This is a genomic window from Hymenobacter wooponensis (assembly GCF_004745865.1).
In the GTDB taxonomy this organism is placed as follows: domain Bacteria; phylum Bacteroidota; class Bacteroidia; order Cytophagales; family Hymenobacteraceae; genus Hymenobacter; species Hymenobacter wooponensis.
The window spans coordinates 407208-420633 of sequence record NZ_SRKZ01000004.1; the positions used below are offsets into that span (position 1 = coordinate 407208).

Here is a 13426-nt window from a genome sequence, read left to right on the forward strand (position 1 = left end):
GACCCGACATTCCACGCAGCAAGCGTCGGCAATCTTTCCTTCACGTTGCCCAAACCACTTATAGCGCTAAAAGCCCTTACCTCCTTAATGGACGTAAGGGCTTTTCTAGTTTCAGCAGACGTATTGCAAGCTTCGCCGTCCTGCTGGTGCTTCGTCCTGCGTCCTCGCAATGACAGTTCTTACTATCCATCCCTACCTCACCCGCGTGAGGTAGAGGCCTAGGCGGATGGGGTTCGTGGTGTGCTTGGTGCCCCCCAGCACTACACGCTCTGGGGTAGCCGCAGAATTGGGGGCGAGTAGAATGCCGGTGTTATCTATTCGCCGGTCGAGCACTGCCTCAATGTAGGGCGTGAGGGCGAGGGTGTAGCTACCCTGCTCCAGGTTGGTTTTGGCAGAAGTGGAGCGGTTGTAGGTTGCCGTTACACTACTGCCGTCGAGGTTAGTGATATATGCACCCGAATGGTTCCCACGGTCGGTGAGCTGGGCAGTGAGGGAGCTGGGCGGCGCCAGATACCGGCTCTCAGTACCGGTTACGGTTTCGAGGGTAAGCTGGGCCGAATTGAGCACCCAGGTACCCGTCAGGTTCTTCAGATCCAGCAGGTACGGAACTTCTACCTTGGTTTGCAGGCCTAGGCCACCCTGAATGTAGGATTCGGCGGCGGTGTGGGCACTAAGCACCGCTTGACGGGTGGCAGTCAGGGAGCTGAGCAGGGTGGCGCGGCGGTCGGCCTGCAGCTGGTAGAAATGGCGTGCACCACTTTCGCCAGTGAAGCCATATAGCAGAGCTTCGCTGGGCGCGCTGGGCAGGTGGTAGTAAAGCCGCAACGCTGTTTCGCTGGAGGCAGCGGTGAAGCGCAGCAGGGCTGCGTTATCAGTTGTTGAAGGCGTAAGGGCCAAGCCCGGCAGCCGTGCTTCCAGCTCCTCATCGGTGCTGAGCTGCCGGTTGATACCAGCCGTTAGCAGCTCCTGGCCCAGCGCCGCATTTAGTTGGATGCGCAATGAGCCAAGCACTGACCTGGCCCGGAAGCTACGCGTGCCTAATGGCGCGGGGGCGTACGTCCGGCTGTTGAGGGCGTAGTAGGTGGTATTGGGCCGGAGCGCCTCACTGAGGCGGTGTACCTCCAGGTGCTGCACCTGGGTGGTGTCGCCGTAGCGGTACGTGTCGGTGGGCAGCACCAGCACCAGGGAGTCGAACTGCGCGGTGGCGGCGGGCGTGAACGTGCTGCCACTCAAGCCCAGTCGCAGGTAGCTGCGGGCGGTGATGGTGCCCAGTCGGTCGTCCTGGTACTGGCCTACCATCAGGTAGCTGCTGGAAGACGTTGGCACCGAATCGACGAGCACCGTGGAAGTGCGCACTGTGAGCGTATCTACGTACACGGTGCCCGTCACTGGATTTACCTCCCGCTCTTCGGTCAAGCTAGTCGTTGTCTCGCAGGCCGTGAGCAGCCCCGGCACCACCAGAACCAACAGGGCTCCGGCGCGCCGGGCCCACTGCCGGCAGGTAGTCAGCAGCTTACTCACTTTCAGCATCGGGAGCGAGTTGCCAGAAATCATCGAGGCGGGTGCTACCCGTGGTGCCCAGGCCTACATAGCCCAAATCGCCGAGCCCGAAGGCAATGGCCTGAGTACGTGCCACACCTGCAAAACTAGTTTTCTGCGTCCAGGTATCTTCAGAGGGATTGTACCCCCAGCAGTCGGAGAGGTTGCCGCTATTGGTTCCCAGGGCCACATAGCCCAGGTTGTTTACCACGAAGCTTACGGCATTGGAGCGAGGCAGAGCGCTGTAGTCATAGTCCTCGTCGGTGTTGTTGGTGAGGCTGCGGCGCTCCGTCCACTGCTCGGTGGCGGGGTTGTAGGCCCACACATCGGTCTGCACAAGGCCATTGTCGGAGCCGGTCAGGATGTAGCCGGTGCCGTCGAGCGTGAAGCCAACGGCGCCCAGGCGCTTATTGCCGCCGAAGCTGGGCTTCTGCGTCCAAGCATCGGTGCTGGGGTCATACTGCCAGAAGTCCTTCTTGAAATTTCCGTCGTAGCCAGTCCCGATATAGCCTTTGCCGTCAATGGACAGGCCTACGGCGGCGTAACGGGCCGAGCCAGTGAAATCCGCTTTTTGGGTCCATTGGTTGGTGGCGGGGTCGTACTGGTAGAAATCTTTGAGGCGGTTTACGCCGTCGTAGCCGGTGCCCACGTAGCCCTTGCCGCCGGCCTCAAACGCCACGGCCTGGTAGCGGGCTACGCCAGGAAAATCGGCAATCTGGCGCCAGGTGTTGGTAGCGGGCGTGTACTCCCAGAAGTCCTGAAACCTGTCGGTGCCATCGGTACCCAGGCCCACGTAGGCCTTGCCATTGATGGTGAAGCTGACGGCCCCGCTGCGGGCCAGTCCTTCAAATTGGGAGCGGCTGGTCCAGTCGCCCAGTATCTCGCTGTCGGGGTCGGTGTCGTCGTTGTTGCAGGCGGTCAGGTTCCAGGTGAGTAGTAGCAGGAGCCACAGCAACAGGCGGGGTCGTTTCATAAAAAAGTAGGTTGGTGTTTGACCGGGAGAGCTCCCAGCTGGCCCGGCAGGTTGCACTGAAAAGTTGCTCCTAGGCCGCTGCAAACCTATTTCAGACCTCACGCCCCTTGAAGTTATCTCTACCAACCCGGCACTTCCCCAGACGACCCGGTCGTTTCTATCGGCAGAACGGCCACGAAAAAAAGTGCGGTTTTACTGAAAAAAGTTTGAGAAAAGAAGGCCTGAGCTCTGGCCCCCTGTTCTGCTGTTGAGGCTTGGTGCCCAGGTTCGGCTAGGCTGCGCGGGTTGGCCGCCTAGCCCACTCCTGCTCACACAAGCCCGCCCTACCCCAGCAGCAGGTTCTGCCGTACGCTACCTTGCCATCGTTTATCTGCGCCTCCCTCACGCCAATGCCTTGCCTCGCCTCTTCGGAACGTTATAGTATCTCCTTGCCCAATGGCCACCGCTTCCCCATCGCTAAGTATGAGCTCATTCGGGAGCAGCTGCTGTGGCAGGGCATTGCGCCGGCCAGCGACATCTACGACCCCGGCCTGGCAGCCGAAGAAGACATTTTGCGGGTGCATTCCCCTAACTACTGGTACCGCGTGCGAGACCTGCAGCTGACGCCCACCGAGGTGCGCCGCCTAGGTCTCCCCCAAAGCCCCGAGCTGGTGCGCCGCTCCCTCAGCAGCGTGGCTGGCACCGTAGAATCATCGCGGCGGGCCCTGCGCGACGGTATTGGCCTGAGCCTCGCGGGTGGCACCCACCACGCATTCCGCGACCGGGGCGAGGGGTTTTGTGTGCTCAATGACATTGCCGTGGCCGCTGCCCGCCTGCTCCACCACGGCGAGGCCCAACAGATTCTGGTGGTAGATCTGGACGTCCACCAGGGCGACGGCACAGCCAGCATCTTCCAGAATGAGCCGCGCGTGTTCACGTTTTCCATGCACGCCGGCGCTAACTACCCACTGCGCAAAGAGCACTCCGACCTTGACATTGCGCTAGACTTGGGCACTGAAGACGATACGTATCTGCAAATTCTGCGCGACACGCTACCCCGGCTGCTAGGCCAGGTACGGCCCGATTTTATCTTCTTCCAGGCTGGGGTTGATGTGCTGGCAACCGACAAGCTCGGCAAGCTTGCCCTTACCCAGGAAGGGTGCCGCCAGCGCGACGAGCTAGTGTTAGGCCTTTGCCACCAGCATCGCCTGCCCGTGGCCGTGAGCATGGGCGGCGGCTACTCCGAGCGCCTATCGGATATCGTAGATGCCCACTGCAACACATTTCGGGTGGCCTACGAGGTGTTTGGATGAGTTGTACGCCACCTATCATTACGCGGTCAGCGAGGAATCTGGAGCAACTAGCAAGGAAATAAGTCAGATGTCTCGCTGCTCTCGCAATGACAAACCAAGCGGCTAGGCCAGTTGCGCCAAGCATGGGCAGCTTACCTTTGTATCATGAATCTGCACAACCCAACCACCGACTTACCTGCCGCTAATTCTTTGCCCATCTCGGCGCCGGCTGAGGCCCCGGGCACGCCAGCGCAGCAGGCGTTTCGGGAGGCGGTAGCGCAAGTGGAAGGGCTGCGGCAGCGCCTGCGGGAGTTGCAGGTGGAGCAGGCCGAAGCCCGGCGCCGCTACTGGCAGCAAGTGGGCCCGGTGGCGGAAGCGGTGGTAAAGGTGCGCCAGCGGCTTTTTGCTCCGTTAGAGGAGGCACTGCTGCTCGGGTTCTTCAGCCGCGCCGAGGAGCAGCAGATTACCGGCGTTATTGTAGGCAATGCCCGTTCCCTGCAAGACCGATTTGGGGAAGATGCTGCCGATATCCTGCGCAAGTACGCTCCCCGCCGCCGCACAGACCTAGATGAGGACGAAACGTCACCGGCCGCCGAAGCCAACACTGCGCCTCCTACCATCGACCCTACCCTCCCTCCGCACGAGCAGGCGGCCCAAGCCGCCCGGGCTCGGCGTAAATCCAAAGCGCAGAAAGCCCAGGACGCGGCGGAGCAAGCCGCCCGCGAGCAGCAGCAAAGCCTCCTCACCAATACCAAAACGCTCTACCGCCAGCTAGCCCGCACCCACCACCCCGACCTAGAGCGCGACCCCGCTGCCCAGCAGCAGAAAACCCTGCTGATGCAGCGCATCACGGAGGCCTACGAGGCCAACGACCTCTACACGCTACTTCAGCTACTCTCCGAGTCGGCGCCCACCGCTGCCACCGATGACACCGTGCTGACCCGTTACACCCAGGCGCTACACCAGCAGCAAACGGAGCTGAAGCAGCAGCTCAACGCCCTCAAATACGGCGACAACGGTTTCTCCGGTAGTACCGGCAAAAAGCGGGAGCAGGAAATCCGCCACCTCAAGCGCCACCTACGCGCGGAAGCCGAGTACCTGGAGCACATCTTCCACCTCATTCAGGAGCCCACTGGCCTACGCGAGGTGCTGAAGGAGCTGGCCGCGGAAGGGCATGAAAGTATCTAGGCCTATCGAATCTACTTTTCTTCCTGATAGAGCGGCGGCACGGGCAGCTTAAATATATCTCGGAGGGCACGGCTGGCGGCGTGGTAGCCGCACATGCCGTGCACGCCCCCACCGGGCGGTGTAGAAGAAGAGCATAGGTACAAACCGGCTGCCGACGTACGGTACGGCGACGCCCGCAGGGCTGGGCGCGTGAACAACTGGCCAATATCTAGCGTGCCGCCGTTGATGTCGCCGCCCACGTAGTTGGGGTTGTGCTCCTGCATCTGCGCCGTATCGAAAGTATGCCGGCCGATGATACGGTCGCGGAAGCCAGGCGCGAAACGCTCCACCTGCCGTTCAATGGCATCGGTCATGTTTACGCGTGAGCCATTGGGTACGTGGCAGTAGGCCCACGCGGTATGCTTGCCGGCGGGGGCGCGGGTGGCGTCGAATAGGCTCTGCTGGGCCAGCAGCACAAACGGCCGCTCTGGGTGCTGCCCTTGTGAAATGGCGTGCTCACTGGCCTGAATTTCCTCCAGCGTATTGCCCAGGTGCACGGTGCCAGCCTGGGTACACTCAGAAGCAGTCCACGGGATGGGGCCATCCAGCGCCCAATCAATTTTATACACGCCCCAACCGTAGCGGTAGCGCCGTAGCTGCCACTGATAGATGGCTGAAAACCGGTGCCCCGCAATCTGCAGCAGCTGAGCCGGCGTCACATCAAACAGTACCGCCTTCGACGAGGGTAGTTGGCTCAGGCTCTTCACGTAGGTATTGGTTTCCACCTTGCCGCCCAGCGCTTTGAAGTGCGCCACCAATGCATCGGCAATAGCTTGAGAACCTCCTTTGGGCAGGGGCCAGCCTTTCCGATGCGCCGCAATCAACAACACCAGGCCTATTGCGGCGGTGGTAGGGTTGGTAAGGGGCTGAATAGAGTGGGCCGCCATTCCAGCGAAAAGCCCACGGGCTTCCTTGGTCTGAAAGCGCCCCGCCAACATAGTAGCCGGCTGCAGCGCCGACAGCCCAAACTGCGCCATGTCTAGCGGGTGGCGCGGGATGCTCAGAGGGGCCAGCACGTCGGGCGCAATACCCGGCCATGCCTGCACTAGTGGCTCCAGCAGCCGCTGATATGCGCGCTCATCCTGGCCTAGGCCCCGGGCTGTTTCCGCTAGGGAGGTAATGACCGCTGCGGCCGTGCCATCATCAAAGGGGTGGGCAGCGGCCACCGGGGGCGTAATGTACTCTAGCCCATATTGGGCCAGCGGCAGCGTTTGAAAATAGGGCGAGGCGGCGGCTAACGGGTGAATTGCCGAACAAATATCATGACGGAAGCCCGGTAGCGTCAGTTCCGCGGTGCGTAGGCCACCACCCAGCGTTTCTTTCCCTTCAAGCAGTAATACGGAAAGGCCCGCTTGCTGCAGCACAATGGCGGCTGCCAGCCCATTGGGCCCGGAGCCTACTACTACCGCATCATATTCTGGCTTCGTCATGCAAGCAGACCTAGTTACACTGGTTGTTCCCACTTGCTGCGTGGGCTGGTAGTAAAGAAGTATCCGTAGGAGAATGTTCAAGCGGGCTGCACTAGGCTTTCTCCATGCGTTTCATCTAGGAGTACCCTTATTAGAACAACCTGCTGACTACATTTTCCTGCTTAGCGCAAGAACTCTACTATCTGCTTGATTACCCCAGCATCGCGCATGACGCCGTTGTGGCCTAGGCCAGTGGTAGGACGAAAATTTAGGCCCGGCCAGTTGGCGGCTATTTCCTCGGCTTCCGCGAAGGGAATACTTTCATCGGCGAAATCGTGAAACAGCATTGCCTGATCTGTGGGTAAGGTGCGGCCCGTCTTAATCAAGCTGAAGCTTTCGGCATCGCGGCCGTGTTGCTCCTGAATGTAGCGCCGCATGCGCTGTACTACGGCTTGGGGCAAGTGCAGCAACTGAGCAAACCGCTGCGCCACCGCGGTAGTACTTCCCGGTGCGGCCAATAGCACCAGCCGGGGCAGCCGCCCCGTTGTAGCGCGGTTAAACTCCACGGGTATGCCGGCGGTAGCGGCAGCCCCCAAAGAGTGCGCTACCACGGCGTACACCTCTCCTACTTCGTCGGCCACGGCTTGCACGGCCCGGGCAAAAGCCGGAAGCGTGGTACGGCTGCCGGCCGACGCGCCGTGCGCTGGGCCATCAAGGGCTACTACCCTAAAGCCGGCGGCTACCAAGCCACGCGCCATCACACCCCAAAAGCTGGCCCGATGCTCCCACCCATGCACGAGCAGCACAGTTCGGCTGCCCTTAGCGTTCCACTCATACACGGCAACGGCTCCCCGGGGCGTGCTCACCCGGAATTGCCGCGCCTCCGCCACGGCAGCAGCCTCCCAGTTTTTCTCGGGCAGCTTTCGTGGGGTGGTAAACAGTCGCCAGGCGGCGCCGAAGGCCAGCTCCGTCGACAGCGCTGACAACAGCCGAAACTTCCACCGCAGCAGCTTAACAGCAGTTGGAACAGAGGGATTGATAGCAGCTACGGAATGTGAACTCATTGTAAAAGCAAAACTACACATAGAAATTCTCCTACGTGCTTTCGCCACCCATAGTCACCCTAGCTAGGATGTAAACTTTCCGCTTTTTAAATGTCTTTATGGTTGAGCTACAATATTTCATTGTAGGCTCTTAAGTTTTCCCTATACTCACACTTTCAAAGTTAACTATTCCCCTTCTTAACAGCCATTTGATGCCTTATTCGCATTTTAAATTGGTTTTTAAAGTGATTCTTCGCTAAATCCATTTATCACCCTTGTTCGTACGTTCCGTCAGTTCCTTTCACACCTTCTCCCGTTTGCATGATTTTAACTCTACCCGCTATTCGGGCTCAATTTCTAGCTAGCCCATCTCTCCTGCGTTTTCAGTGGAACACCACGTATACCAACCTGCAGGGTTTGCGGCAGAGCCTGGATTCTCTGGCCACACTCATTGAGCAGAAAAATATTCGTCAGGCACTGGTTGACATGAACGACCTTCCCAGCCTAGGCCTAGACGACCAGTTTTGGGTTACGACTTCTTGGTTGCCCCGCATTGCGAAGGGTGGCATGCAGCGCGTGGCTCTGGTGCTACCAACGCACAACATGTACAATCAGCTAGTGGTTGAGAGCATGGTGCGCGCTGAGCGTCAGATTATGAAGTACGACATCCAGTTTTTTTCCAGCACTGCCGAAGCCGCCGATTGGCTGGTAGGCGATCAGCCGCCCGTATTAGCAGCTCTGTACTCAGAGTGGCCCTACTCTGGTCACGTCAACACCGCACTAGCAAGCTAAAGCACTCAAACTATAGGCGCTGGCTGGTACCCACTATGGGTAAGCAGCATGGTAAAAAGTGGGGTACCTGGCCAACTAAAGGAGTGGCCTAGAAGGCAACGTGTGCTGTTGACGAGCGAACAGAGGAATGAGTAGTAACTGGGAATTCTGAATATAAAAGCAGCGCTTCGGCCAAAGGACTGACTGGTAAATTCGCGAATCGGACGCCATACCGAAGCTCCGTGGGCGTTTCAATCTCGCGGCGGCCTAGCTGTATGAGGCGCTGTAGCCGACGGGCATTGCGTAGGTCGCCGAGGGCCACGGCATCGGCGAAGGCGAAGGCATTGGCGGGAATACTATAGCCCAACACGAGAGGGCCGCTGTCAAGGTCGCCGTAATTGGTAGTGTGTTGCCCTGCCCGCTCTTGATAGAGGCGCACTAGGCCTAAGTTGGTGCTAAAGTGCTGCTCATAGCGCTTATACTGCTCCTGAGCGAAAGCCAAGTCAAAGCGGGAGATAAACCAGATGCTCCAGCCCACCATAGAGCCACGAGGCTCTTCTTGAGGTTGCCCTTGCGCATCAACCTGAGAAACCAGTACCCCCGTATGCGCGTCTAGATACTGGCGCTTCGCCCTTGTTACCCACTGGTGACTAACGGACGCATACTCGCTACCCGTCAATTGGCTATGCAAAGCCAGTGAGGCCAGGGCAACCGTATTATCCGGCACCCAGCGCAGCCTAGGATACGACTCTAGGCAACCGCTTGCGTCCAGAGTGTAACGCCGATACAGCGCCCCCGACAAGGCATTGTGCAGCTCAGTGCGTGGCGAGGCAGGATCAAGCTCGCGCAGACAACCCAGCATTAGATTCAGGTGCCCCAAATACAGTACTGAGCCAGTAGTGTCGGGGGCCGCACTTGCAGTAGCCCTATACTCAAATGCATCGCGCACGGGCGGCGTTAAGGCCTGCCCAATAGCCAGGTCAATATATCGTGCTGCTTCCGCCCTGAAAGCTGGCTGCTGAGCGGCCAAGTTGGCAAATGCATAGGCAGAGAACGAAAGAGTGAACAATTCCCACTCGGGGTTCTGCTGGCCAATAGCCGCTAGGGCAGTGCCAGGCCCAGTTCCTTCCTGTATCACTCGCTCTAGGTAAGCTACCCGCTTATGCAGTTCTGGCTGCTCAGGTGGCTCATACTGTCGCAAGCTCAGCAGCGTCCATGCTGTCATGAGGAAGAGGACCAGTAGGCCACTCTTTTTCCGCTTAATTAACAAGGCGCGAACCGTCATAGCAGTAGCCGGGAGACTAGGCTAATCGTGCCAGCACCTCTTCCAACTGCCGCTCTAGCTGGCTCACACGCTCTTCCAGCATTGCTGGTGCCCGCAGGTGGGTGCTAAAGCTGCCATGAACTTCCCACACTTCCAGGGCATCGGTCAGTAGTAGATCCTGCACAGGATAATCGGGGTTATCGGCTCGTAGTTTGAGCAATCCACCGGTTTTCTGTTCGCTCAGGCGGCGCACCAACAGACGGCTCTGGGTCACGAAGGCATAAAGACGCCCGACGTGCAGGCGGGGGCTGGCCTTATCAACGTGGCAGCAGAGCACTACGTCTTGGTGGCGCAGAGTAGGCTGCATATCGGCCCCGGCAATTTCAAACGCACGCGTAGTGGGGCCCAGATTGTGCGGAAAAGTGAGCGTTGTGAGCCCATCGATAAACGGCGTAGCGTGGTGTTGCACAATATACTCCAGCATACGCGTGGCCGGCACATACGGCGTCAGGTGCTGCTGCCGGTCGGCTTCGGCTAGCGGCGCGGCGGTTGGCGTTGTTCCTTTCTGCTTGTACAGGTCAAAATTGTAGAGCTCATTTACGGTCAACTCTTTCGTAAGTAGCAAGTCAACCGACAAGCCAAAATGTTGAGCAATCTGAATCAGCGTCTCCATTTTTGGCTCTGAGCGCCCTTCCTCATAGGCTCCTACGCTAGGCCTAGCTAAGCCAAATAATTCGGCAAAAGCCGCCTGACTCAGCTTCTTGACTGTTCTTAGCTTCCTGATGTTCTTCCCAACATTCGACATAGAGCAAAAATATTTATAGCTCAAACTTTGAGCAATCAGCAAACTTTGTTTACAATTGCATCGTAAAGCTAATACATTCCTGCCAAGCCAGCTTACCATGCTTCTATTATTTTGAGCAATGACTCTATAACCGTTACACTGCTCAGCTTACCTCCCTTTAGTACCTTATCAGCCGATAAACTTCTACGCTCTTCTCAATGGCCAACTCTTACTTTACTAAAATCAAGACCTACCTACTAGAGTTAGGTTTTGACATCCAGCACCAAGAAGAAGCCACCAATTTGTTGGTCGTTAGCAAGCCGGAGTTGGGCATTGAGCATCTGGTTATCGGGTGTGGAGAGCCGCTACTGATTATGGAGCAACACCTGCTGGATTTGCCCGGGCCTAGCTGTGAAGTGTACCAGCAGCTCCTCCAGAAAAACCGCGACATAATTCACGGCGCTTTTGTGCTTGACGACTCTGGTCGCAAAGTCATCTTCCGCGACACTCTCCAGTTAGAGCATCTGGACCGGCCCGAGCTGGAAGCAGTATTCAACTCGCTCAGCTTGCTACTCAGCGAGTTCAGCGACGAATTGATTGCCTTCTCAAAAGGCTAACGCCTAGTGCGAAGCTCCAGCTTCGTAGCCCGTTGATCCGGCGCATTTCCCGCTTGCAGCAACGAGGAAAGGTACTATACGCGAAGCTGGAGCTCCGCCCGACCTTCTATCACTTACGCTTATGAATCTCTTCAACCGCATCTTCAAGATTGGCCAGGCCGAAGCCCATTCCGCCGTTAACCAACTTGAAGACCCCATCAAAATGACGGAGCAAGGCCTGCGCGACCTGCGCCAGGACCTTGACAAGAGCTTACAGGGCCTGGCTGAAGTGAAAGCCATGGCCATACGGGCTCGCAATGATGCTACGGCCGCCCGCTCCAAAGCCCTCGACTATGAAAGCAAAGCGGTTCTCCTGCTCCAACGTGCTCATAAAGGCGACTTGGCCCCGGCAGAAGCCGACCGCTTAGCCGGTGAAGCTTTGGTAAAGAAGGCGGAGCATGAAGCCCAAGCTATCCGCTCTACTTCTGAGCAAGAGAAGTTTGAGGGCTCTGCCAACCAGCTAGAGCAGAACGTGCAGCAACTCAAGTCTACTATCAGCCAGTGGGAAAATGAGTTGAAAACGTTGAAGGCTCGCGTAACGGTGAGCACCGCTACCAAAACAATCAACCAACAGTTGGCTCAACTCGATTCATCAGGAACGGTAGCCCTACTAGAGCGCATGAAGGAAAAAGTAGCCGCAGAGGAAGCGCTGGCCGAATCGTACGGGCAGCTGGCGAATCAAAGCAAAACCATCGACCAAGAGATTGACAAAGCCCTAGGCCAGTCGGGGCGCGGTAGAGCTACTGAGGAGCTACAGGCCCTGAAAGCCAAGCTGGGGCTGGAATAGGCCTGCTAGCTTAACTATATACCTTTATATCAATCCACTCCATATCCTGATGAACAAGCAAGAGCACTCCTTGAGAATTCTATCTGTAGTGCTGATAATTGGAGGCGTTGTGCTTCAGATTTTTCATACCACTGCTTATGGCAACGGGTATTTTTACACCCTGTTTGGGTTTATGTTTGGCTTAATTGCTTACATCAATTATTCAGCTAGGCTAAAAGCGGAAAACGCCGCCCTACAGCAACGGTTTGATGCTCGACAGTAGTAATAAAATCACTGCCCCGTTCCCATTGATTTTCCTGTTCTTGCCGGCGCTAAGCAACAGTTGGCGCTGCCCTCCTTCGGTTAGCTCTTTCCGGCCATGACTGAACTTCTACACGCGGCAGTATCGCCCCCCAACCTCGCCCCCACGGCCCTGTTGGTATTCGTTCTGCTGTATTGGCTCACAATTCTGGCAGGAATCCTGGACCTCAAAACGGTAGATCTGAACATCGACCACGACGTAGATCTAGGCCACCATGCCGAGATCCATGCGCCAGAAATAGGCATCGGTTGGTTGAACCATGCTTTGGCTTTCTTGAACCTGGGCCGAATTCCATTGATGATGTTCCTCAGCTTTGTTGCCCTGCCCCTTTGGGTTGGGAGCATCTTGCTGAACTACTACCTCCACAATGAGTCTGGCTTGCTAGGCCTAGTGTTCCTAATTCCCCTGCTAATTGGGAGCCTGCTGCTGGCCAAAGTTCTGACGATGCCTTTGGTGCACCTATATGCAGCCATGGAGAAAAGCCACGACAGCAGCGTCCGCCCGTTGGGTAAGGTATGCACCGTGTTGCTCCCCACTACGGCCTCCCGGCTAGGCCAGGCCAGTGTGCAACCGCTGAACGGCTCGCCCCTGATGCTAAACGTGCTGGCGGCCTCCCCTACTGCCGAGCTGCGCAAAGGCGACACAGCCTTGGTGATTGATTTCGATGAGCAACGGCGTTGTTATCTAATTGAGCCTTACGATATTCCTTAGAGCAAAGCTCCTTACTGAGTCACTAAACGACAGGGTAGTATGAATCAGGTATTTACATCAAAGATCAGCTGGGGAATATTTGCACCACTGTTGAGTGGCCTAGGCTTCTTTTTACTCTTATCTTTCGTGCAGCAACGGTGGGGTGCTAGCCTAGTAGTGTTGGCAATAGCCGCATTTCTAGTGTATCTGTTGGTTCCTACCCGCTACACGCTCACCTCGCAGGAGTTAGTAATTATCTCAGGACCTATTCATAAACGCGTGCCACTCACTAGCATTACCAGTATTAGGCCAACGCGCAACCCTATCAGCTCCCCGGCCCTGTCGCTTGATCGACTGGAAGTTCGCTACGGCAAGTTCGACTTGGTCCTGATTTCCCCGGCCGACAAGGCTGGCTTTCTCGCCGCCCTGCATCAACTTATCCCAGCATTGCGCCATGATTGATCTGCTGCTGAATATAAAGGCCTTCTTGCATTGGCTGGGCCAATTTCTATTCGATGGAGCGCTGTCTGAGTTTTTTGACCGCATCGCCGAGCTGCTCTTTCCCTGAGCCTGTGAGCTAATGCCTTTGCTCAGCACCTGTTGCTAGTGGAGGTCGGCAGAGTGCGGCCTTTTGCAAAACGACTAAGTCATATTCACCTTTATTTAGTACAAATATTAAACTACTCCCCCTTTTACTCTTACGTGTTGCTG

General features: G+C 57.2%; 14 protein-coding genes. 8 read left to right on the forward strand and 6 right to left on the reverse strand.

Annotation, left to right across the window (positions count from 1 at the left end):
* Positions 1–192 precede the first annotated feature (192 nt).
* Positions 193–1554 carry a DUF4270 family protein gene (locus EU557_RS15355; protein ID WP_135531342.1) on the reverse strand — a complete coding sequence of 454 codons (1362 nt, stop codon included), beginning with the start codon at positions 1552–1554 and terminating at the stop codon, positions 193–195.
* On the reverse strand, positions 1514–2512 hold the full coding sequence (locus EU557_RS15360) for a Kelch repeat-containing protein (RefSeq protein ID WP_135531343.1): 999 nt from the start codon (positions 2510–2512) through the stop codon (positions 1514–1516). The genes EU557_RS15355 and EU557_RS15360 overlap by 41 nt, the downstream gene beginning before the upstream one ends.
* Before the next feature lie 389 nt (positions 2513–2901).
* Here EU557_RS15360 and EU557_RS15365 point away from each other — a divergent pair, with 389 nt between their 5' ends.
* Together EU557_RS15365 and EU557_RS15370 are read left to right on the forward strand one after the other, a co-directional pair.
* Entirely contained in the window at positions 2902–3804 is a 903-nt protein-coding gene (locus tag EU557_RS15365; RefSeq protein ID WP_135531344.1) for a histone deacetylase family protein, read from the forward strand.
* A gap of 144 nt (positions 3805–3948) precedes the next feature.
* Positions 3949–4971, forward strand: coding sequence for a hypothetical protein (locus EU557_RS15370; protein ID WP_135531345.1), 1023 nt, complete (start codon positions 3949–3951; stop codon positions 4969–4971).
* Between the two features lie 11 nt (positions 4972–4982).
* Here EU557_RS15370 and EU557_RS15375 read toward each other — a convergent pair whose 3' ends face one another.
* Positions 4983–6440 carry a phytoene desaturase family protein gene (locus tag EU557_RS15375; RefSeq protein WP_135531346.1) on the reverse strand — a complete coding sequence of 486 codons (1458 nt, stop codon included), beginning with the start codon at positions 6438–6440 and terminating at the stop codon, positions 4983–4985.
* Positions 6441–6601: 161 nt separating this feature from the next.
* The gene (locus tag EU557_RS15380; protein WP_167855230.1) at positions 6602–7483 is read right to left on the reverse strand and encodes an alpha/beta fold hydrolase; all 882 of its coding nucleotides are present in this window, start codon (positions 7481–7483) and stop codon (positions 6602–6604) included.
* 300 nt (positions 7484–7783) lie between these two features.
* Here EU557_RS15380 and EU557_RS15385 point away from each other — a divergent pair, with 300 nt between their 5' ends.
* Positions 7784–8254, forward strand: a complete 471-nt coding sequence (locus EU557_RS15385) for a hypothetical protein (RefSeq protein ID WP_135531348.1) — start codon at positions 7784–7786, stop codon at positions 8252–8254.
* Between the two features lie 88 nt (positions 8255–8342).
* Here the strand turns inward: EU557_RS15385 and EU557_RS25730 are convergent, their stop codons facing one another.
* Together EU557_RS25730 and EU557_RS15395 are read right to left on the reverse strand one after the other, a co-directional pair.
* On the reverse strand, positions 8343–9458 hold the full coding sequence (locus EU557_RS25730) for a hypothetical protein (protein ID WP_210116065.1): 1116 nt from the start codon (positions 9456–9458) through the stop codon (positions 8343–8345).
* Between the two features lie 76 nt (positions 9459–9534).
* Complete coding sequence (locus EU557_RS15395) at positions 9535–10302, reverse strand: XRE family transcriptional regulator (protein WP_135531349.1); 768 nt, start codon at positions 10300–10302, stop codon at positions 9535–9537.
* Positions 10303–10499: 197 nt separating this feature from the next.
* Here EU557_RS15395 and EU557_RS15400 point away from each other — a divergent pair, with 197 nt between their 5' ends.
* From EU557_RS15400 to EU557_RS15420, 5 genes are all read left to right on the forward strand, one after another.
* Entirely contained in the window at positions 10500–10898 is a 399-nt protein-coding gene (locus EU557_RS15400) for a type III secretion system chaperone family protein (protein WP_135531350.1), read from the forward strand.
* Positions 10899–11019: 121 nt separating this feature from the next.
* Positions 11020–11724, forward strand: a complete 705-nt coding sequence (locus EU557_RS15405) for a PspA/IM30 family protein (protein WP_135531351.1) — start codon at positions 11020–11022, stop codon at positions 11722–11724.
* A 49-nt stretch (positions 11725–11773) separates the two neighbouring features.
* Entirely contained in the window at positions 11774–11986 is a 213-nt protein-coding gene (locus EU557_RS15410) for a hypothetical protein (protein WP_135531352.1), read from the forward strand.
* Positions 11987–12082: 96 nt separating this feature from the next.
* A complete protein-coding gene (locus EU557_RS15415) occupies positions 12083–12736 on the forward strand; it encodes an OB-fold-containig protein (protein ID WP_135531353.1) in 654 nt (217 codons plus the stop codon).
* Positions 12737–12775: 39 nt separating this feature from the next.
* Positions 12776–13177 carry a PH domain-containing protein gene (locus EU557_RS15420; protein ID WP_135531354.1) on the forward strand — a complete coding sequence of 134 codons (402 nt, stop codon included), beginning with the start codon at positions 12776–12778 and terminating at the stop codon, positions 13175–13177.
* The last annotated feature ends 249 nt before the right edge of the window (positions 13178–13426 follow it).